The organism is Gordonia namibiensis NBRC 108229, from assembly GCF_000298235.1.
In the GTDB taxonomy this organism is placed as follows: domain Bacteria; phylum Actinomycetota; class Actinomycetes; order Mycobacteriales; family Mycobacteriaceae; genus Gordonia; species Gordonia namibiensis.
The window spans coordinates 44276-64864 of record NZ_BAHE01000001.1; the positions used below are offsets into that span (position 1 = coordinate 44276).

Consider the following 20589-nt stretch of genomic DNA (forward strand, 5'->3'; position numbering starts at 1 on the left):
CTCACGGCAAGGCAGACTGAACGATCGTGGCAACCCAACTGCTCCTCGGCGGTGCCGTGTACTCGGCGGCCGCCCCTGACGCGACCGCGATGGCCATCACCGATGGGGTGGTGGTGTGGGTCGGCACCGATGACGTCGGCCGGGCCCTCCACCCGGATGCGGAGATCGTCGATCTGAACGGGCTGTTCGTCAGCCCGGGTTTCGTCGACTCGCACGTGCACCTCACGTCGACGGGACTCTCCCTCGACGGCCTCACCCTCAACGAGGCGACCAGCCGGACTCACTGCCTGCGTCTCGTCGAGAAGGCGGTCGCCGACGACGCCGTCGCCGGACACGACGAGGGTGATCTCCTCTGGGGTCTCGGCTGGGACGACTCGACGTGGGAAGGCCCCGAACCCGAGGACGGTCGTTTCCCGACGACCAGTGAGCTCGATGCAGTGGTCGGCGGACGTCCGGTCTATCTCGCCCGCGTCGACGAACACTCCGCGGTCGCGTCCACCGCTCTGCGCCGCCTCGTCCCCGAACTCGCGGACGCCGTTGGTTACCACCCGGAGGAGCCTCTCGTCGCCGAGGCGCATCACCTCGTCCGTGGTGCAGCTCGCCTCCTCGTCACCGCCGCACACCGTGAGCGGGCGCAACGTCGTGCACTCGACGTGGCCGCCGCGCACGGTGTCGTCGCCGTCCACGAGAACGGCGGCCCCGACATCAGCGGGATGGACGACTTCCTGGCCATCGCCGACCTCGACCACCCCGTCGAGATCCGCCGCTACTGGGGACAGACCGTCACCGACGCCGACCACGCGGCCGAACTGATGACCATCACCCGCGCCCACGCACTCGGCGGCGACCTCTTCATCGACGGCGCGATCGGGTCGCACACCGCGTGGCTCAACGAGCCGTACACCGACGCCCCGGACACCCGCGGCATCAGCTACCTCGACATGGAGACGATCCGCGATCACCTCCGCGGCTGCACGCTCGCCGGCATCCAGTCCGGCTTCCACGTCATCGGTGATGCGGCCACCGGCGCCGTCGTCGCCGCTCTCACCGAACTCGCCGACGAACTGGGCACCCCGGCGATCGCCCGCTGCGCCCACCGGCTCGAGCACGCCGAGATGGTCACCGCCCGCGACGCGGAGGTCCTGGCACGCTGCGGCGTGATCGCCAGCATGCAGCCACATTTCGACGCCGAATGGGGCGGCGAGGGCGACCTCTACGACGCCCGGCTCGGCACGGCCCGCGCGGCAACCCTCAACGATTTCGCCATGCTCGCCAAAACCGGTGTGGCGCTCTCGTTCTCGTCCGATGCCCCGGTCACGCCGATCGACCCCTGGTCAACGATCCGGGCCGCGGTCCACCACCACCAGCCCACCAACGCGATCTCGGCCCGTGGTGCCTTTGCCGCGGCGACCCGCGGTGGTTGGCGCGCCGGGGGTGTCAACGACGGCCTCACCGGCACCCTGGCGCCCGGTGCACCCGCAAGCTACGCCGTCTGGGAGGTCGACGACCTCGTCGTCGCCGGCTCCCACGAGAAGGTGCAGCGCTGGTCCACCGACCCGCGTTCGCGCGTGCCCGCCCTGCCGGACGTCTCCCCGGGAGCCGAACTGCCGCGGTGTGTCCGGACCGTGCACCGCGGACAGGTTCTCTTCGACCGGGACGCCGGGTGAACGCCACCGACACGATGACGTCCCCTCAGGAGACCGAGGCGCGTTCCCGCCGTTTCACACTGACCTGGGACTGGAGTCTTCGCACCGTGGCCGCGATCGTCGCCGGTCTGGCGATGTGGGCGGCTTTCCCTCCCCGCAACTGGTGGTTCCTTGCGGTCTTCGGTCTCGGCGTGCTCTTCACCGCGCTGTACGTGCGACGTCCACGGGTGCGCACGGGTGCGTGGGTCGGCTTCGTCTTCGGTCTCGCCTTCTTCGTCCCGCTGCTGCCGTGGATCGGTGTCTACGTCGGCCCACTGCCGTGGCTCGCGCTGTCGGTGCTGCTGTCCGGGTACCTCGCCCTGTTCGGGGCGATCGCGACCCTGACCATGCGGCTCCCGGTACCGCCGGTCTGGTTCATGCTGTCCTGGGTGCTCGTCGAAGCCCTGCGATCGTCGTTCCCGTTCGGCGGATTTCCTTGGGGGCGAACAGCTTTCAGTCAGGTCGACGGCCCGCTGCTGCCACTGGCGTCCGTGCTGGGCGCACCCGGGTTGTCCGCCGGAGTGGCGTTGTTCGGCGCCTCGGTCGCCTGGCTGCTGACCATCCTCGTCTCCGCCTACCGCCGATCCGCCCGCTCGGCGGCGGCGCTCACCGCCGACCAGCCGTCGGGCTTCGTGCGGGTCGCGACCCTCGCGGTGGCCATCGCGCTGCTCGCACCCGTGGCGGCGATCGCCCTGACCCCGGCCACCATCGACCGCACCATCTCATCGCAGTCGGTGCGTATCGGCGCCGTCCAGGGCAACGTGCCGCGCCTCGGCCTCGATTTCAACGCGCAGCGCCGTGCCGTGCTCGACAACCACGTGCGCACCACCATCGGCTACGCCCAGGCGATCGACACCGGCCTTGCCGCCCCGCCCGACTTCGTGCTGTGGCCGGAGAACGCCTCGGACATCTCACCGCTGGACAACGCCGACGCCGCCGCCGAGATCACCCACGCCTCCGAGGCCGTCGGCGCCCCGATCCTCGTGGGCACCCTGATCCGCAACTCCGACGGCCGCCCCACGAACTCGGTGCTCGTCTGGGACGGTGCGAAGGGGCCTGTCGATCGCTACGACAAGCACATCGTGCAGCCGTTCGGCGAATATCTGCCGTGGCGCTCGTTTTTCCGTCTCTTCTCGTCGTATGCGGACATGGCCGGCAACTTCAAACCGGGCACCGGTCCCACCGTCGTGGACGTCCCCGGCCGCTCGGGTGAGGTCTCCGTGGGCGTCGCGACCTGCTGGGAGGTCGCCTTCGACCGTGCGGCCCGCCAGTCGGTCCGTGACGGGGCGCAGATGCTCTTCGTGCCCACCAACAATGCGACCTTCGGCCGCACCGAGATGACCTATCAGCAGCTGGCGATGTCGCAGGTGCGTGCCGTCGAACACGGACGTGCTGTGGTCGTCGCCGCGACCAGCGGTGTGAGCGCGATCATCGACGCCGACGGTTCGATCACCGAGCAGTCCGGCATCTTCGCCTCGGATGTGCTGACCAGCACCCTCCCGCTGCACGACGGCGAGACCCTCGCGACCCGCCTCGGGGTGTGGCCCGAGGCACTCGCGATCGTCGTGGCGGTGGGCGGTCTTTTGTTTGCGCTGGCCTCGCGTACTAGGTTCACACTCAAGCCACGCAGGGACGCCGCACGGGCGTCCGGTGACATTTAAGGAGCTCGATGGCATCGGGGATTGACGCCTCGGCAGGACAGCGGCAGTCAGGCGACGCGCCGCAGCCGGTGGTCGGCGCCGACGGAGCGGGCGCACTGGTCGTCGTGCCGACGTTCAACGAGCGCGACAACCTGCCGGTGATCGTCGAACGCCTCCAGGCCGCCCTGCCCGGCGTGCACCTGCTGGTCGTCGACGATTCCAGCCCGGACGGCACCGGTGAGGTCGCCGAAGAGCTGGCCCGCAAGGACGCCGAGGCACTCGCCGCCGACGGTAAGGGGTCGGGCCGCATCCACGTGATGCATCGCAAGGAAAAGGACGGCCTCGGCAAGGCCTACCTCGCCGGGTTCGCGTGGGGCCTGAACCGCGACTACCCGGTCATCGTCGAGATGGATGCCGACGGCAGCCACGCCCCCGAGCAGCTTCACCGCCTCTTCGACGCCATCAACGACGGCGCCGACCTCGTCATCGGTTCTCGGTACGTGCCCGGCGGCAAACTCGTGAACTGGCCCAAGCACCGTGAGTTCCTCTCGCGCGGTGCCAACACCTACGCCCGCGTCGCGCTCGGCGCCAAGGTGCACGACATCACCGCCGGCTTCCGCGCCTACCGACGCGGCGTGCTGGAGAAGATCGAGCTCGACACGGTCGAGTCGGCCGGTTACTGCTTCCAGATCGACCTGGCCTGGCGGACCGTGCGCGCCGGGTTCGACGTCCGCGAGGTGCCGATCACGTTCACCGAACGCGAGCTGGGCGTGTCGAAGATGAGCGGTGGCGTCATGTCGGAGGCCTTCACGATGGTCGCCCGCTGGGGCATCCAGAGCCGCCTCGAGCGCCTGGGCATCGTCAAGAACTCCTAGCTCGGCAGTACACAGACAGATCGGCCCGGCAGGCGTTCCTGCCGGGCCGATCTGTCTGTCAAACGGTGGGGCTCAGTGCGTGATGCCCTTGCGACGCTGCTTCAGCAGTTCGAGACGCTCGTTGAGGAGCACCTCGAGTTCTTCCTCGCTACGACGCTCGAGCAGCATGTCCCAGTGGGTGCGCGGCGGCTTCGTCTTCTTCTCCTCGGGCTCTGCGCCCTCGAGGATCGTGCCTTCCATGCCGTTCTTGCACGGCCACTTCGACGGCACCTCGGCGTCGTCGGCGAAGGGGACGTCGAAGATCTCACCGTTGTCGGTGCGGTACTGGACGATGCGACGTGGCGCGAGGTCGTGGTCGCGATCGGTCTCGTAGCTCACCGCGCCGAGGCGGCTACCCCGAAGTACTCGATCTGCCATGAAGGGTTCCTCTCAAAGCTTCGTCAGATTTCTCAGTTTGCCGGATCTATCAGCTGTGTTCACGCGGCGTTCACCTTCGAACGCAGCCAACTGAGTCGTCAACAGAAACATTCTACGCGCATTCGCGGTGGTGGTCCGCCACCCGCCGACGACCCGTGTTGACTCGAGGCGACCGCCCGACGTGCCGTGCCGGTTTCGGAGCGTCCCACCGGGGTACGGTCTCCGATGTGGAACAGGTCTCTCATCACCGGCGTCGCCCGTACAACTGTGCGTGGTGCGGGTCGATGATGGTCGACTCCGAACTCGGCCGGCACCGCAAGTACTGCAAGCGTTCGTGCAGGCAGCGCGCCTATGAGCAGAGAACGCTACTCGAGGGGACATCCATTCCCGCCGACGCCGTGATCCTGTCGGCCGCCGAGGCCGCCGATTTCGGCGATCGCATGTTCGCTCTGCGATGCGCGGCCGAGGACCTCGGCACCGCGGTCGCCGAGCGCGCCGATCATGACGTCCTGGCCGAGCTGACCGACACTCTGCTCGAACTCGCGAAGGAAGCCGAGAAGCTGCGGTGATCGCCCGCATCTTCGGTCTGTCCGCCGGCATCTCGGTGGTCGCGCTGGTCATCGCGTACCTCTACCTCGGTTGGACCGGGCTCGCGTTGTGCGCGATTCTCGGCGTGCTCGAGGTGTCGTTGTCCTTCGACAACGCCGTCATCAACGCGACGATCCTGGAGCGGATGTCCGCGTTCTGGCAGCGCATGTTCCTGACCGTGGGTGTGCTCATCGCCGTCTTCGGCATGCGCCTGCTCTTCCCGTTGATGATCGTCTGGATCACCGGCGGCTTGAACCCGGCCGAGGCGCTGCGACTCGCCACCAACCCTCCGCCCGACGGGCAGGCCTACTTCGCCGACGGCCAACCCAGTTACGAGACGATCCTGACCGAGGCGCATCCGCAGATCGCCGCATTCGGCGGGATGTTCCTCTTGCTGCTGTTCCTCAATTTCGTGCTGACCGAGCGCGAGCGCACCTGGCTGACGTGGCTCGAACGTCCGCTGGCCAAGATCGGCAAGCTCGACCAGCTACCCGTCGTACTCGCATCTGTCGCGCTCGTGCTCTGTGCCGAGTTCCTTGCCGCCGACGACATCCGGGCCACCGTCCTGATCGCCGGGATCCTCGGCATGGTCACCTACATCACCGTTGACGGACTCAGCTCGCTGTTCATGTCCGACGGCCCGGAACACGACGAACCCGGTCCGACCCGAGCGACCAAGGCGACCGGCAAAGCCGCGTTCTTCCTCTTCCTCTACCTCGAGGTGCTCGACGCGTCGTTCTCCTTCGACGGCGTGATCGGGGCCTTCGCGATCACCTCGGATCCGATCATCATCGCTCTCGGCCTCGGTTTCATCGGCGCGATGTTCGTCCGGTCCATCACGATCTATCTCGTGCGTCAGGGCACGCTGGGGGAGTACCGGTACCTCGAACACGGGGCGCACTGGGCGATCGGCGCACTGGCCGTCATCCTCCTTCTGGGCGTGAAGTATCACATCGACGAGGTCGTCACCGGCCTCGTCGGAGTGGCGTTCATAGGCGCCTCTCTCGCGAGCAGCATCCGGGCGAACCGACGCGATTCACGACGTTCCGACACCCCGTCCTCGGTGAACGCCTGAGGGCCTTCCGGGAGCTCCCGGCGGGAATTCATGACCTTCCGGTGAACGTTGTGAGACACATTCGAATCACCCTGGGTCACTTGCTCCCAACTGTCGGACGACAGGTGTACAAAGGACGACGGCGGTGACATCCGTCACGCACAAATCGAGACTTTTCTCAGCCGGACGCCGTGTGCCGGCGCGATGCGGAACAGAACATAGTTGGAGGTGGAATGAACGACAGGCAGCAGCAGATGATCCAGTTCGAGAAGCACTGGTACCCGTTGGGAGGTGGGTCGTCGAAGCAGATCATCGAGGAATTCGGGCTGTCTGATCGGGACTTCTTCGCTGAGCTCAACCGGATCGTCGACGCCGATCCGCCGGAGGCCTTGAGCGCCGCCGAGCTCCGCCGTATGCGTGAGGTCATCCGCCGTCGTCTGTGGATGGCGCGCTAGTCGCGCACCGGGCGCGATTCTGCCGACGATCCGCGGTGAGGGGATAATCGACCCGTGCCCTTCTCCGACGACGATCTCGAATCGTTCTACCGCGAGATCGAGGCACGTACGGCTTTCCACGAGCTGATGCACACCCGTCCCGCTCGACGGCCGGAGCGCCGGATCGAGGCGGCACAGTGTCCGACACCTGACAAGCTTCCCTTCTCGTCGCCGGCCGACGCGCTCGACGGCATCGATCGCATCAAGCGGCGAGCATTGGGAACGCTGTCTCTGCGCTACTACGAGTGCACGTGCGGCGCCTGGCACATCACCAGTTCGGCACCGCTGACGTATCGACCCGCCCCGCCCACCCCGCGCCGGCGAAAGGGTAAGAAGAAGCGGTGATCCCGCCGACTCCGTTCCCGACCGCGATCGTCGAACTCGCCTGCGCCGACCCTGCACTCGCCGCCCGTACGCACGAGACCCTTCTCGGTTTATCCGGGGCGCCCGATGCCGCTTCGTCGGTGGTGGTCGGCAACACCGAGCTCCGGTTGCGCCGGGCGCCCGTCGAAGAGGGTGACGCGGACGCCGGCCATCGCGTGTACTTCGCGGTCGACGACGTCGCGGCGATGCACCGGCTGCTGACCCGACGCGGCTTCCCGGTCGTCGAGTCGACTGTCGGGGTGATCGGGGAGTCCACGCCACTCGGTGTCGCCGCCCGCGAGGCCGTGGGGGAGTCGGCGCATGCCGGCGATGTGACCGGGATGGACCACCTCGTTTTCACCTGCGACAACCGCGATCAGGCGGTCGCGCTGTTCGGTGGCGTCTTCGGCTTGGACTTCCGCCTCGACCAGCCGATCGGCGACAACGCACGGCAACTGTTCTTCCGGGCCGGCGACCTCATCATCGAGGTCGTCACCGCGGTGACCTCGCCCGAACCGCCGACACCTGCCGCGACCTCGCTGTGGGGTGTCGCCTGGCGGTCCGCCGACGTCGAGGCGACCCACGCGCGTCTGTCCTCGGCGGGCCTGGACCTCAGCGAGATCCGCACCGGCCGCAAGAAGGGCACCCGCATCTTCACCGTCCGCGAGCGGGCTCTCGGCACCCGCACGGTCATCATCGGCCCTGCCTGAGCAGGAAAACCCTGCCTCCCGGTTGGTTGTGATCTGCCTTCACGCCGATCGGTCGTGCCTCGCCGCCGGTTGTGATCTGCCTTCTCGCCGGTCGGTCGTGCCTCGCCGCCGGTTGTGATCTGCCTTCTCGCCGGTCGGTCGTGCCTCCCCGCCGGTTGAGTAGGCGAGGAGCGCAGCGACGAGCCGTATCGAAACCTGGGTTTCCAACAGCTCCTGCGGTAATCTGACTACAAATGTTGTCGAAATAGCTTTCGAAAGCCATGTTGGGGGCATCATGACCGCGGTACACGACGAACCGACGACCGCCGATCCCGAGGACACCGACCGCCTCATCAACCACCGCGACGACGAGATCGAGCTGATCCCGCCCGATTCGCTCACCGCGCAGCTCACCGGTCTCTACACGTTCCTGCCGATCAACGGCGCGGCGTTCGTGATGCAGGTGATGCACCCGGTGATCGGCGATGTCGTCGGCAAGTACTCGGTGTTCCGTACGGATCCGGTCGGGCGCGCGATCCGGTCCGCCGACTCGGTGCTGCGCTGGACCTACGGCGGTCAGGAAGCCATCGCCGAGGGACACCGCCTGCGTAAGCTGCATCAGCCGCTGCAGATGCGCAACGCCGACGGTAAGCACATCAGCGCGCTCAACCCCGAGGCTTACGCATGGGTCATCGCGACCGCGTTTCCGACGATGACCACCGCCGCGCCGCTCGTCCTCGGCCGTGAGTTCACGCTCGAAGAGCGCAAAGAGCTGCTGCGCGACAACCGTCGCATCGCCAAGATCGTGCAGGTCCCGATGAAGGGATACCCCGAGACCCTCGAGGAGTTCGACGAGTACTTCGACGACTTCATCGAGAACAAACTGACCCGCCATCCAGTGGCGATCGAGCTCATCGAGCAGATGCGCGCCGCCCCGCCGGTGCCGAAGACCGTTCCCAAAGTGCTGCGCCCGGCCGTGAAGAAGGTCGCCGCCGCCGCGTCGGTCCCGTTCCAGGACTTCAACTACCTCACCACCGTCGGTGTCATGGACCCGCGCGTGCGCGAGATCCTCGGCCTGACGTGGACCGACGAGGAGCAGCGCCACCTCGAGAAGATCCACCGCCGCCTGCGGTTCGCCTACCGCACCCTGCCCGAGCGTGCGACCTACTTCCCGCTGGCCTACCACGCCCGTCGCCACCACGACGCGATCCGGGCCATGAAGAAGCGCGAGAAGCAGAGCGCCGCTTACAAATACGCCGCCAAGTGACCATCTCGTTGGTTGATCAGGTGAGGAGCGCTGGCGGCGAGCTGTCCGTCTGCTGGTTGAGTAGGTGAGGAGCGCTAGCGACGAGCTGTATCGAAACCAGCTCTCTACCCGCGCTATTCACCCAACAACCCGACCACATACTCACCGATCGCCAGGCACGAGGTGATCCCCGGCGATTCGATGCCGAACAGGTTGACCAGCCCGGCGACGCCGTGTGTGGCCGGCCCGTGGATGACGAAGTCGGTGCCCGCTTCGCCTGGTCCGCTGGTCTTCGGTCGGATGCCTGCGTATGCGGGAGTCAGCGTCCCCGAGGGCAACCCGGGCCAGTAGCGGCGGATCGAGGTCTCGAAGTCGGACAGTCGTGTCTCGTCGACTGAGTAGTCGAGCTCCCCACCGTCGGACCCACCGTCCAGCCACTCCACGTCGGGCCCGAACCGTGCCGCGCCGACGAGGTCCATGGTGAAGTGCACGCCGAGTCCGCCATCGACCGGCACCGGGTAGACCAGGTGCTCGAATGGTGCTCGGGCACCGGACAATCCGAAGTAGTTGCCCTTCGCCAGGTGTCGCGGCGGGATCGGAGCGTTGAACCCGTCCAGGGAGCGGGCAACGTCCCACGCGCCCAATCCGGCGCAGTTCACAAGAACACGCGCCGACGCCGAGCCACCCTCAGCGGTGTCGACCGTGACTCCACCACCGTCGACGCGCCCGCCGATCACCCTGCTGCGCAACGCCACTGCGCCACCGGAGGACTCGAGATCGCGTCGCAGCGTGCTGACCACCCCGTCGACGTCGACGATCCCGGTCGACGGTGACAGCAGCGCAGCCACGCCGTGCACATCCGGCTCCAACTCATGGAGTTCGACGCTGTCGATCCGTCGCAGGTCGTCGACACCGTTCGTGAGCCCGTGCCGTAGCAGGGCGTCAAGACGGTCCGTCTGGGCGTCGTCGGCGGCCACGATCAGCTTTCCGGGGCGACGCCAGGAGACGCCGTGCTCGTCGCAGTATCGGGTGAGGAGCTTGCGTCCCTGCACGCACAACCGAGCTTTCAGGCTGCCTTCGGGATAGTAGATACCGGCGTGGATGACCTCCGAACTCCGCGAGGTGGTCTGCGTACCGACCGCGTCGGCGGCCTCGAGGACGATGACCTCGCGCCCGGTCGACGCCAGCGCGCGGGCCACGGCCAGCCCCACGATGCCACCGCCCACCACCAGGCAATCGGTCCGTTCCACCGGGTTCTCCCTTCTCGTCGCGGATCAATCATCTCGGTACGGGTCACGTTCTCGGGCACACTGGGCTGATGCGGCACTCTGATGTTCTCGCGATCGTGCAGGCCGGTGGGCGTGGTTCCCGGATGGAGGTGCTGACCGATCGGCGGGCCAAACCGGCGTTGCCGTTCGCGGGGAACTATCAGCTCATCGACTTCCCGCTGTCCAACCTGCACCACAGTCACGTCGATGACGTCTGGCTCTGTGTCCAGTACGAGGCGGAGACGTTGACCCAATTGGTCGCCGGTGGGCGCCCCTGGGACCTCGACCGCACCAGCGGCGGGCTGCGGATCGTCATGCCCGAGCAGACCGACGCGCCGGAGACCGAGGACGGTTTCGCCACCGGCAACGCCGACCTGCTCTACCGGATCCGCGACCGCATCGCCGAACACGGTCCGGCCGAGGTGATCGTCATGAGCGCCGACCACGTCTACGACTTCGACTTCCGGGACGCGCTCGACACCCACCGCAACCGCGGCGCCGAATGCACCATCGTCACCACGACCTGTTCGCTGGAGGAGGCGTCCCAGCACGCCACCGTCACCTCGCGTCGCGACGGCACCGTCCGCGAGTTCCGCTACAAACCCGACCGGGCGACCACTCGCACGATCGCCACCGAGATCTTCATCTACAACCCGCAGGTGCTCATCGAAGGACTCGAAAACCTGGCGAGCGAGACGACGGTCGGTGCGGCCGAGGACGACACGGGCCTTGGCGACTTCGGGGAACACCTCGTGCCCTGGTTCATCGACCGCGGAAAGACGGTCGCGCACGCGATGCAGGGATACTGGATCGACGCCGGGCGCCCGGAGACCTACCTGCAAGCCCACCGAGACCTGATCGACGGCAAGATCGACGTCTTCCGCGCCGAGCGACCGGTCCTGACGAATCAGCCGCAACGCGCCGCAGCCCGTATCGAAGCCGGGGCCGTCGTCGAGGACAGCCTCGTCAGCAGCGGCGCCCACGTGCGCGGAACCGTTCGACGAAGCGTCCTCGGACCGGGCGTCGTCGTCGAGAAGGGGGCCACCGTCGTCGACTCGGTCATCTTCGGTGACACCGTCATCGGCGCCGGCGCGACCGTCGCCTGGTCGATCCTCGATGAACGTGTCCGGGTGGGGCCGCGGGCCACGATCGGTGGCCATCCCCGAACCCGGCCGGTGCCGACCGAGAAGATCACCCTCATCGGGATGGACACCCAGATCCAGCGGGGGGCCAAGGTGCCTCTCGGCGACCGCGTCGAATGTCACCGTCGCATTCGCTGACTGATAGCGTCGCGCGGGTGATCGAGACCGCGCGTACCTGGCGAGACCACGACCCGGATCCGGCGACCCGCGCCGAACTCACCCGCCTCATCGAGGCGGCCGAAGCCGGAGATGCTGCGGCCGCCGCCGACCTCGACTCCCGATTCCACGGCCCACTGACCTTCGGAACCGCAGGACTGCGCGGCGAGGTCGGGGCGGGGGAGACCCGTATGAACGTCGCGGTCGTCGCCCGCGCCACGTACGGCCTCGGCCGGCGCCTCGTCGACACCGTCGGACCCGACGCGCGCGTCGTCGTCGGCTGCGACGCCCGGTACGGTTCCGATGCCTTCCTCGATGCCACCGCTGAAGTCCTTGCCGCACAGGGCCTCACCGTCCTGACGCTTCCACGTCAGCTGCCGACACCGGTGACCGCCTACGCAACCCGCGCGCTCGACTGCGACGCCGGGGTGATGATCACCGCATCGCACAATCCGCCCGCCGACAACGGCTACAAGGTGTACCTCGGTGGCCGCGCCACCGACGCCGCCGGTCGTGGCGTCCAGATCGTCCCGCCCGCCGACGAACAGATTGCGGCCTTCATCGACGCCGCACCGCCGGCCGACGAGATCGACCGCGACGCAACCTCCGTCATGGCCCTCAATGGTGCAACGGTCGACGCCTACATCGCCCGAGCCGCCGGACTCCGACCCGGCACCGACCCGAGCCCGGTGCGCGTCGTCCTGACCCCGATGCACGGGGTGGGCGGTGCGACGGCACTGTCCGTGCTGAACGCCGCGGGTGTCACCGACGTCCACGTCGTCGACGAACAGTTCTCTCCCGACCCGGATTTCCCGACCGTCGCCTTCCCGAACCCGGAGGAACCCGGCGCCCTCGACCGCGCGCTCGACCTCGCCCGCGACGTCGACGCGCATGTGGTGATCGCCCTCGACCCGGACGCCGACCGCTGTTCGGTGGCCACCCCCACCCGCGACGGCTGGCGGCAGCTCACCGGCGACGAGATCGGCTGGCTGCTGGGCGAACAGGCCGCCCGCGACAACGACCGCAGCGGCGACACGCTGGCCTGCTCGATCGTGTCGAGCCGAATGCTGGGCAAGATCGCCGCCCATCATGGTCTGCGGTTCGCCGCGACCCTCACCGGCTTCAAATGGATCGCCCGGACACCGGATCTACGGTTCGGCTACGAGGAGGCCATCGGGTACTGCACCGACCCGGAGGCCGTGCGCGACAAGGACGGGATCTCCGCGATGGTCCGCGTCATCAGCCTCGTCGAAGAACTTGCAACTGATGGCCGCACACTCGCCGATCTGCTCGACGACCTCGCACGACGCCACGGCCTCCACGCAACGGCTCCACTGACGATCCGCGTCGACGACCTCGCCGAGATCGGACAGATGATGTCCCGGTTGCGCACCACCGAGGTCGACGCACTGGCCGGTTCCGAAGTCGTCGAGGTCCTCGACCTCGCCGCGGGTTCCGCCGACCTTCCGCCCACCGATGCACTCGTGCTGCGCACGGCCGCCGACGACCGGGTCATCGTGCGGCCGTCGGGAACCGAACCGAAGCTGAAGTGCTACCTGGAGGTCGTCCTCGATTGTGCGGACGGCGAGGTCCCGCACGACAGTGCCGCCGAACGACTGGAAGCGATCAGCGCGGACGTCGAAACGTTGTTGGGTAGCTGACCGTCTCGCTGTCTGAGGTGCGAGGAGCGTTAGCGACGAGCCTCGAAGACCTGGTGACCCGACCCCGATAGCCCCAACCTCGCTATCCGAGGTGCGAGGAGCGCAAGCCGCCGAGCTGAGTAGCGACGAAGGAGCGTATCGAAGTCGACGAGCCACGAAGACCTGGTGACCGTCCCCGATAGCGGCCCACAGCCGAATCCGGAGCCTACGATCAACCCCGTGGCCCGTTCTGATTCCCATCAGCGTTTGCGTGACCTGACCCTGCTTCGCCAGGTCCGTGACCGGATCGACCGTGAGTACGCGCAGCCGCTCGATGTCGAAGCTCTCGCGCGGGGCGTCAACATGTCGGCCGGCCATCTGAGCCGGAAGTTCCGCCAGACCTATGGCGAGTCGCCGTACTCGTACCTGATGACCCGCCGCATCGAGCGGGCGATGACCCTGTTGCGCAGAGGCGACCTCAGCGTCACCGAGGTGTGCTTCGAGGTCGGCTGCCAGTCGCTCGGCACGTTCAGCACACGATTCACCGAACTGGTCGGGGTGCCACCAACCGTCTATCGCGAGCAGTCCGCCGACGCCACTGACGGGATCCCGGCGTGCATGGCCAAGAACATCACCAGACCGATCAGGAATCGAGAAGCACAGCGGGGGTGAGGATGCCTAGCCTGACATCCATGAACATCAGCATCCAGTACGCATTCCTCCCGCACACCGATGGCGAAGCGGCCCTCGGCTTCTACCGCGACATCCTCGGGTTCGAGGTCCGCAAGGACGTCGGCTACGAGGGCATGCGGTGGCTGACGGTCGGCCCGCCGAATCAGCAGGGCACGTCGATCGTGCTGTACCCGCCGGCCGCCGAACCGGGCATCACCGATGCCGAACGCCAGACCATCCTCGAGCTGATCGCCAAGGGCAGCTACGGCGCGCTCACCCTGGCCACCGAGGACCTCGACGGCCTGTTCGAAAAGCTCCAGGCCAGCGGCGTCGACATCGTCCAGGAGCCGATGGACCAGCCCTACGGTGTCCGCGACGCCGCGGTGCGCGACCCTGCCGGCAACCTGATCCGCATCGACCAGGCGGCCTGAAAGGTGTGCGGCGCCGGTCGATTGCCGCCACCCGAAGCGCTCGACGGGGAAGTTGCCGAATCACCGATGACTCTCCTGGTTGGATCGAGTCAGACCAGTTCGACCACAGAAATCCTGCCCGAACACGACGATGGCTGCGCTCCGAGACGCGCCGCCGTGATGGAGACACGATGAGCCCTGCCTCGCGCACGAAGTCGACGCCCCGATCCGCCCCGGTCGCCGAGTACGACACCCATCCCGCCGACACCCACGACCGCATCCGGGTGCACGGGGCCCGCGAGAACAACCTCAAGAACGTCGACGTCGAGCTGCCCAAACGTCGGCTCACGGTGTTCACCGGAGTGTCGGGTTCCGGGAAGAGCTCGCTGGTCTTCAGCACGATCGCCGCCGAATCCCAGCGCCTCATCAACGAGACCTACAGCGCGTTCGTGCAGGGCTTCATGCCGTCCATGGCCCGGCCCGACGTCGACGTCCTCGAAGGTCTCACGACGGCGATCATCGTCGATCAGGAACGTATGGGCGCCAACGTGCGGTCGACGGTCGGCACCGCCACCGACGCGAACGCGATGCTGCGAATCCTGTTCAGTCGCTTGGGTAAACCGCATATCGGTTCGCCGCAGGCGTTCTCGTTCAACGTGGCGTCGATCAGTGGTGCGGGCGCGGTCACCGTCAAGAAGGGCGGCCAGGAGATCAAGGAGCGCCGCAGCTTCTCGATCACCGGCGGCATGTGTCCGCGGTGTGAGGGGCGCGGCGAGGTCTCCGACTTCGACCGCACCGCGCTCTACGACGCGTCCAAGTCGCTCAACGAGGGCGCGCTGACGATCCCCGGCTACACCATGGACGGCTGGTACGGGCGGATCTATCGCGGCTGCGGCTTCTTCGACCCCGACAAGCCGATCGCCAAGTACACCAAGAAGCAGCTCAACGACCTGCTCTACAAGGAGCCGACACGGATCAAGGTCGATGGCATCAACGTCACCTTCGAGGGTCTGATCCCCAAGATCCAGAAGTCGATGCTGAGCAAGGACCGCGAGGCGATGCAGCCGCACATCCGCGCCTTCGTCGACCGCGCCATCACCTTCCAGACCTGCCCTGACTGCGAGGGCACCCGACTCACCGCCGAGGCCCGGTCGTCGAAGATCAACGGCATCTCCATCGCCGACGCCTGCTCGATGCAGATCAGCGATCTGGCCCAGTGGGTCGCCGAACTCGACGAACCGTCGGCTGCGCCGCTGATCAAATCGCTCCGCGAACATCTCGACGCCTTCGTCGACATCGGTCTCGGCTACCTGTCCCTCGACCGCCCGGCCGGCACCCTGTCCGGCGGTGAAGCCCAGCGCACCAAGCTGATCCGACACCTCGGATCGTCGCTCACCGACGTCACCTACGTGTTCGACGAGCCGTCGATCGGCCTGCATCCGCACGACATCCAGCGGATGAACGACCTCCTCTGCGCGCTGCGGGACAAGGGGAACACAGTGCTGGTCGTCGAGCACAAGCCCGAGGTCATCGCCATCGCCGACCGCGTCGTCGACCTCGGTCCGCGTGCCGGCACCGACGGCGGCGAGATCGTCTTCGAGGGCACGGTCGAAGAACTGCGCTCCGCCGACACCCTGACCGGTCGTCACCTCGACGACCGCGCGTCCGTCAAGGAAGATGTCCGCACGCCCAGCGGCGCGCTCGAGGTCCGCGGGGCGAACATGCACAACCTGCAGAACGTCGACGTCGACATCCCGCTCGGCGTCCTCGTCGTGCTGACCGGTGTCGCCGGGTCGGGCAAGAGCTCCCTGATCAACTCGTCGGTCGCCAAGGCCGACGGGGTGGTGTCGATCGATCAGACCGCGATCAAGGGTTCCCGACGCTCCAACCCGGCCACGTACACCGGTCTACTCGAACCGATCCGCAAGGCCTTCGCCAAAGCCAACGGGGTCAAGCCTGCTCTGTTCAGCGCCAACTCGGAGGGCGCCTGCCCGAACTGTAACGGTGCCGGCGTCGTGTACTCCGACCTGGCGATGATGGCCGGGGTTGCGGCCCCATGCGAGGTGTGCGAGGGCAAGCGTTTTCAGGCGGAGGTGCTCGAATACACCCTCGGTGGGCGCAACATCAGCGAGGTCCTCGAGATGTCGGTGGCGCAGGCGGAGGCCTTTTTCTCCGACGGCGACGCGAAACTGCCTGCCGCGCACAAGATCCTGCATCGCATGGTCGACGTCGGCCTCGGCTACATCAAGGTCGGTCAGCCGCTGACGACGCTGTCCGGCGGCGAACGCCAGCGCCTGAAGCTGGCGACGCACATGGGGGAGAAGGGTGACGTCTACATCCTCGACGAGCCCACGACCGGCCTGCACCTCGCCGACGTGGAACAACTTCTCGGACTGCTGGACCGACTCGTCGACTCGGGTAAGTCGGTGATCATCATCGAGCATCACCAGGCGGTCATGGCGCACGCGGACTGGATCATCGACCTGGGCCCGGGCGCCGGCCACGACGGCGGTCGGATCGTCTTCGAGGGAACGCCGGCGGACATCGTCGCCGATCGTTCGACGCTGACCGGGCAGCATCTGGCGGAGTACGTCGGCGCCTGATCCGTTTTATAGCTCGAAACCGCGCTCACCGCGGTTTCGAGCTATATCCCTACTTCTCACACGCTCGCACAGCCCGTGTGAGATCACCGTTACCCAGCCCTTGCGGCACGACATTCCGCACGCAACGCCGCGCCCGGAGAGTCTTCGCATGGACAAACAACTATTGGAAGAAAGTCTGACCCTCGTCGACCTACCCGATTCCGGTCTCACCGTCCGGTTCTACGACATCCTCTTCGAGCGCTATCCCGCCGTGAAGCCGATGTTCCAGCGCGACACCCGTGTTCAGGCCGAGATGCTGCGCATCGCGGTGGTCTCGGTCCTCGATCATCTCGAGGACGCGGAGTGGCTGACCACCAATCTGCACGCCCTCGGCAAGCGTCACGCGAGCCTGGGCGTCACCCGGCCGATGTACAACGCGGTCGCCGAATGCATGATCGCCGCCATGAGCGAGATCGGCGGCGAGTCGTGGACGCCGGCGATGACCGCGGCGTGGGAGGAGGCGCTGGGCGCGGTCGCCACGATCATGCTCGACGGCTACCCCGACGAAGCCACCTCGGAAACCGCCGCCGAGGAATCCGGCGCGGCCTGAGTTCCCTGCATATGAGCCCTCAGCGGGGTCACCGCCGCCCCCGCTGACGCTCCCGTCCGCCGCGATACGATCCCGCTCGGAAGAGAGGGCTCGTGACAGTTGTGGACATTCCCCGGTCGGTGATCGATCGCTATCTCCGTTCGGCCTGGGCACGAAGGCTGACGCTCGTCGTCTTCCTCCTCAGTGCGGCGGTCGCGATCTTCGTCCTCCCGAACCATCCGCCGGCGCCCTACCGCATCGACTTCGACGTCTACCGCATGGGCGGCCGCGTCTTCCTCGACGGCGGCGACCTCTACGGCATCCTCCCGACGCTCGGCGGCGGCTCCTATCTGCCGTTCACCTATCCACCGCTCGCTGCGGCCCTGTTCTCCGTCTTCACGGTCGTCCCGCTCGGCCTGGGACAAGCGCTCTTCACCGCCGCGACCATCGCCTGTCTGCTGCTGGTCTGCCGGATCGTGATGGCGCACCTAACCGATCGCCCGTCGTCGGACCTCTGGTGGCTCGCGACCGCCGCGACCACCGTCGGCCTGTGGCTCGAACCGGTTCGCGACACCCTGAACTTCGGCCAGATCAACATCGTCCTGATGACCCTCGTCATCGTCGACGCCCTGCTCGGTCGCCGACGCTGGTGGCGGGGCCTGCTGGTCGGTCTGGCGATCTCGATCAAGCTCACCCCGGCGGTCTTCCTGCTGCTGTTCTTCCTTCGACGCGACTGGCGTGCGCTCGTCGTCGGCGCGGTGTCGGCCGTCGCCTATGCCGGCATCGGATATCTCCTGGCGGCCGACGACTCCGTCACCTACTGGACGTCCACCCTGTTCGACACCGAGCGCATCGGTAGTCCGCAATTCGCCAACAACCAGTCGGTCAAGGGGGAGGTGGCACGCCTCGGCATCGAATCCGAACTCGTCTGGTTCGGCGTGGCCCTCGTCATCGGACTGCTCATCGCATGGTCGGCGTGGCGTTTGCTGTCCGCGTCGGAGGCGTCTGAGAACGGGCGCGACGAGACGATCGAGGTCGCCGCCGTGATGACCGTCGCCTTCGCCTGGCTGTTCTGCTCACCGGTCGCCTGGGATCACAGCTGGGTCTGGATCGTGCCGCTGCTCCTGGTGTTGATCGCGCTGGCCGCACGCGCCGGGGCGTCGAAGATCTGGTGGTGGCTGGTCGGCACCGGACTGGTCATCTTCGCCTACGCCCCGCACCAGCACGTCCCGCAGCGCTACGACGCCGAGCTGGCGTGGGCCTGGTGGCAGCACATCGTCGGGTCGTCGTACCTGATCTGGGGACTGGTCGTGATCGTCTACCTCGGCGTGCTCGCACCACGCCTTGCCTCGAAGGCCGCCGTCGAGACCGCGACCAACCGGGGGAGTTGAGAGACCGACGACGACTCGCCTCTTGAAACATCTGTCAAATTCCGTTCCAATGGTGCATAGTGACCTAAGGCACATCGGATCAACGGGGAGTGGCAAGGACATGGCTAGTCGGAAGAAGCAGATGCAAACCGCGCTCGGCAAGGTGAGCAGCATGTACCCGAGCAAAGAGCGTCCGCTGGCCGAGCCACCTGCTGGTTCCGGCCTCAAGCCGGTCATGGGCGATCCCGGTCTTCCGTACCTGGGCAACACCCTCCAAGCCCTCGCGGACCCGCTGCAGTCGGCGATGGACCGCTTCGAGCGGTACGGCCAGGTGTCCTGGTCGGGTGCCCTCGGCATGAACATGGTGACCCTCGTCGGTCCCGACGCCATCGAGGCCGTCTGGATGAACCGCAAGAAGGCGTTCTCCAGCGAGCTCGGCTGGGAGCCGATGATCGGCCCGTTCTTCCGTCGTGGCGTCATGCTCATGGACTTCGACGAGCACATGCAGCACCGCCGCATCATGCAGCAGGCCTTCAGCCGGCCCCGCCTCAACGGCTACCTGGACATCATGACCCCGCACATCGAGAAGACCCTCGCCAACTGGCAGGTGGGCAAGGGCTTCCACATGTACTCCAACACCAAGGACCTGACGCTCTCGCTCGCCACCGAGGTCTTCATGGGTGCGCACGTGAGCGAAGCCGAGGCACACCGCCTCGAGAAGGCCTTCGAGGCCGCGGTCCGCGGTGGTCAGGCCATGGTCCGCAAGGACGTCGGCAACTGGACCTGGGCACAGGGTCTCCGCGGGCGTGAGGTTCTCCAGGAGTACTTCCGTTCCGAGATCCCGCTCCGACGCGGCAGCGACGCCGACGACCTGTTCACCGTTCTCTGTAACAGCGAGAGCGACGAGGGGGAGAGCTTCAGCGACGAGGACATCGTCAACCACATGATCTTCGTGATGATGGCCGCCCACGACACGTCCACCATCGCGTTGTCGATGCTGACCTACTTCCTCGGCCGCCATCCGGAGTGGCAGCAGCGTCTGCGTGAAGAGTCGCTGGCGCTCAACAAGCCGACCATCGACTACGACGACGTCGACAAGCTCCCCAGCATGGAACTCGCCTTCAAGGAGACCCTGCGCCTTAACGCCCCCGTCGGCATGCTGTTCCGCATGGCCATCGAGGACACCGAGATCTGCGGCCACTACATCCCGAAGGGCACCCTGCTGGCCATCCATCCGTGGGCGACGATGCTGCGCAAGGAATGGTGGCCGAACCCCACCCACTTCGACCCCGAACGCTTCTCGGCCGAGCGCCGCGAGGACAAGGTCCACCGCTTCGCCTGGGCCCCGTTCGGCGGCGGCGCACACAAGTGCATCGGCCTGTACTTCGGTGGCATGGAAGTGAAGTCGATCCTGCACCAGATGCTGCAGCGCTTCGAGTGGACCGTCCCGGCCGGCTACAAACCCGAACTCACCTACGGCACCGGACCCACCCCCGCCGACGGCCTCCCGATCGACATCCGGCACCGCGCACTGTAATTGCTGCTGCTGGTTGAGTAGGCGAGGAGCTGCGATGCCCCGCCGTTCAGCTGGTTGAGTAGGCGAGGAGCCTGCGATGCCGCGCCGTTCAGCTGGTTGAGTAGGCGAGGAGCCTGCGACGCCCCGTCGTTCAGCTGGTTGAGTAGGCGAGGAGCTTGCGACGAGCCGTATC

Annotated in this window: 19 protein-coding genes; 17 read left to right on the top strand and 2 right to left on the bottom strand. The window is 67.0% G+C overall.

What is annotated here, in order from left to right; genetic code table 11:
* Positions 1-26 precede the first annotated feature (26 nt).
* Genes GONAM_RS00195 through GONAM_RS00205 form a run of 3 tightly spaced genes read left to right on the top strand, consistent with a single transcriptional unit; the run spans position 27 to position 4200 of the window.
* Positions 27-1667, top strand: coding sequence for an amidohydrolase (locus GONAM_RS00195; RefSeq protein ID WP_006864741.1), 1641 nt, complete (start codon positions 27-29; stop codon positions 1665-1667).
* Positions 1664-3346, top strand: coding sequence for an apolipoprotein N-acyltransferase (gene lnt, locus GONAM_RS00200; protein ID WP_006864742.1), 1683 nt, complete (start codon positions 1664-1666; stop codon positions 3344-3346). The genes GONAM_RS00195 and lnt overlap by 4 nt, the downstream gene beginning before the upstream one ends.
* Positions 3347-3354: 8 nt before the next feature.
* Entirely contained in the window at positions 3355-4200 is an 846-nt protein-coding gene (locus GONAM_RS00205) for a polyprenol monophosphomannose synthase (RefSeq protein ID WP_006864743.1), read from the top strand.
* Between the two features lie 72 nt (positions 4201-4272).
* On the opposite strand, the gene GONAM_RS00210 is transcribed toward GONAM_RS00205, so the two are convergent.
* Complete coding sequence (locus tag GONAM_RS00210; RefSeq protein WP_006864744.1) at positions 4273-4617, bottom strand: RNA polymerase-binding protein RbpA; 345 nt, start codon at positions 4615-4617, stop codon at positions 4273-4275.
* A 284-nt stretch (positions 4618-4901) separates the two neighbouring features.
* Here GONAM_RS00210 and GONAM_RS00215 point away from each other — a divergent pair, with 284 nt between their 5' ends.
* The 6 genes from GONAM_RS00215 to GONAM_RS00240 all read left to right on the top strand — a co-directional run bounded on the left by GONAM_RS00215 (position 4902) and on the right by GONAM_RS00240 (position 9072).
* Complete coding sequence (locus tag GONAM_RS00215) at positions 4902-5186, top strand: hypothetical protein (protein ID WP_083876349.1); 285 nt, start codon at positions 4902-4904, stop codon at positions 5184-5186.
* Positions 5183-6280, top strand: coding sequence for a DUF475 domain-containing protein (locus GONAM_RS00220; RefSeq protein WP_006864746.1), 1098 nt, complete (start codon positions 5183-5185; stop codon positions 6278-6280). Before GONAM_RS00215 ends, GONAM_RS00220 begins: the two co-directional genes overlap by 4 nt.
* A 212-nt stretch (positions 6281-6492) precedes the next feature.
* Positions 6493-6714 (top strand): DUF3263 domain-containing protein, encoded by a 222-nt coding sequence (locus GONAM_RS00225; RefSeq protein ID WP_006864747.1) that lies wholly within the window; start codon positions 6493-6495, stop codon positions 6712-6714.
* A gap of 54 nt (positions 6715-6768) precedes the next feature.
* Entirely contained in the window at positions 6769-7098 is a 330-nt protein-coding gene (locus GONAM_RS00230) for a hypothetical protein (RefSeq protein ID WP_006864748.1), read from the top strand.
* A complete protein-coding gene (locus tag GONAM_RS00235; RefSeq protein WP_006864749.1) occupies positions 7095-7826 on the top strand; it encodes a VOC family protein in 732 nt (243 codons plus the stop codon). The genes GONAM_RS00230 and GONAM_RS00235 overlap by 4 nt, the downstream gene beginning before the upstream one ends.
* A 274-nt stretch (positions 7827-8100) precedes the next feature.
* Positions 8101-9072: an oxygenase MpaB family protein gene (locus GONAM_RS00240; RefSeq protein ID WP_006864750.1), complete on the top strand. Its 972-nt coding sequence runs from the start codon at positions 8101-8103 to the stop codon at positions 9070-9072.
* Between the two features lie 113 nt (positions 9073-9185).
* On the opposite strand, the gene GONAM_RS00245 is transcribed toward GONAM_RS00240, so the two are convergent.
* Entirely contained in the window at positions 9186-10301 is a 1116-nt protein-coding gene (locus GONAM_RS00245) for an NAD(P)/FAD-dependent oxidoreductase (RefSeq protein ID WP_006864751.1), read from the bottom strand.
* A 68-nt stretch (positions 10302-10369) separates the two neighbouring features.
* On the opposite strand from GONAM_RS00245, the gene GONAM_RS00250 reads away from it, so the two are divergent.
* The 8 genes from GONAM_RS00250 to GONAM_RS00285 all read left to right on the top strand — a co-directional run bounded on the left by GONAM_RS00250 (position 10370) and on the right by GONAM_RS00285 (position 20417).
* Positions 10370-11599, top strand: a complete 1230-nt coding sequence (locus GONAM_RS00250) for a glucose-1-phosphate adenylyltransferase family protein (RefSeq protein WP_040534834.1) — start codon at positions 10370-10372, stop codon at positions 11597-11599.
* Entirely contained in the window at positions 11578-13278 is a 1701-nt protein-coding gene (locus GONAM_RS00255; RefSeq protein ID WP_051992415.1) for a phospho-sugar mutase, read from the top strand. Before GONAM_RS00250 ends, GONAM_RS00255 begins: the two co-directional genes overlap by 22 nt.
* Positions 13279-13497: 219 nt before the next feature.
* Complete coding sequence (locus GONAM_RS00260; protein ID WP_040534837.1) at positions 13498-13929, top strand: helix-turn-helix transcriptional regulator; 432 nt, start codon at positions 13498-13500, stop codon at positions 13927-13929.
* A 20-nt stretch (positions 13930-13949) separates the two neighbouring features.
* Positions 13950-14360, top strand: coding sequence for a VOC family protein (locus GONAM_RS00265; protein WP_040534840.1), 411 nt, complete (start codon positions 13950-13952; stop codon positions 14358-14360).
* Between the two features lie 170 nt (positions 14361-14530).
* Complete coding sequence (locus GONAM_RS00270) at positions 14531-16942, top strand: ATP-binding cassette domain-containing protein (RefSeq protein ID WP_006864756.1); 2412 nt, start codon at positions 14531-14533, stop codon at positions 16940-16942.
* A 148-nt stretch (positions 16943-17090) separates the two neighbouring features.
* Positions 17091-17531, top strand: coding sequence for a globin domain-containing protein (locus tag GONAM_RS00275; protein ID WP_006864757.1), 441 nt, complete (start codon positions 17091-17093; stop codon positions 17529-17531).
* A gap of 92 nt (positions 17532-17623) precedes the next feature.
* Positions 17624-18901: a glycosyltransferase 87 family protein gene (locus GONAM_RS00280; protein ID WP_006864758.1), complete on the top strand. Its 1278-nt coding sequence runs from the start codon at positions 17624-17626 to the stop codon at positions 18899-18901.
* 100 nt (positions 18902-19001) lie between these two features.
* Positions 19002-20417: a cytochrome P450 gene (locus GONAM_RS00285; RefSeq protein ID WP_174310805.1), complete on the top strand. Its 1416-nt coding sequence runs from the start codon at positions 19002-19004 to the stop codon at positions 20415-20417.
* The last annotated feature ends 172 nt before the right edge of the window (positions 20418-20589 follow it).

Excerpts from the sequence above, each read along its gene's own strand:
- GONAM_RS00265 (WP_040534840.1), top strand. The coding sequence starts at position 13,950 with ATGAACATCAGCATCCAGTACGCATTCCTCCCGCACACCGATGGCGAA.
- GONAM_RS00275 (WP_006864757.1), top strand. The coding sequence starts at position 17,091 with ATGGACAAACAACTATTGGAAGAAAGTCTGACCCTCGTCGACCTACCC.
- GONAM_RS00255 (WP_051992415.1), top strand. The coding sequence starts at position 11,578 with ATGTCACCGTCGCATTCGCTGACTGATAGCGTCGCGCGGGTGATCGAG.
- GONAM_RS00225 (WP_006864747.1), top strand. The coding sequence starts at position 6,493 with ATGAACGACAGGCAGCAGCAGATGATCCAGTTCGAGAAGCACTGGTAC.
- GONAM_RS00270 (WP_006864756.1), top strand. The coding sequence starts at position 14,531 with ATGAGCCCTGCCTCGCGCACGAAGTCGACGCCCCGATCCGCCCCGGTC.
- GONAM_RS00215 (WP_083876349.1), top strand. The coding sequence starts at position 4,902 with ATGATGGTCGACTCCGAACTCGGCCGGCACCGCAAGTACTGCAAGCGT.
- GONAM_RS00285 (WP_174310805.1), top strand. The coding sequence starts at position 19,002 with ATGGCTAGTCGGAAGAAGCAGATGCAAACCGCGCTCGGCAAGGTGAGC.
- GONAM_RS00250 (WP_040534834.1), top strand. The coding sequence starts at position 10,370 with ATGCGGCACTCTGATGTTCTCGCGATCGTGCAGGCCGGTGGGCGTGGT.
- GONAM_RS00205 (WP_006864743.1), top strand. The coding sequence starts at position 3,355 with ATGGCATCGGGGATTGACGCCTCGGCAGGACAGCGGCAGTCAGGCGAC.
- GONAM_RS00210 (WP_006864744.1), bottom strand. The coding sequence starts at position 4,617 with ATGGCAGATCGAGTACTTCGGGGTAGCCGCCTCGGCGCGGTGAGCTAC.
- GONAM_RS00240 (WP_006864750.1), top strand. The coding sequence starts at position 8,101 with ATGACCGCGGTACACGACGAACCGACGACCGCCGATCCCGAGGACACC.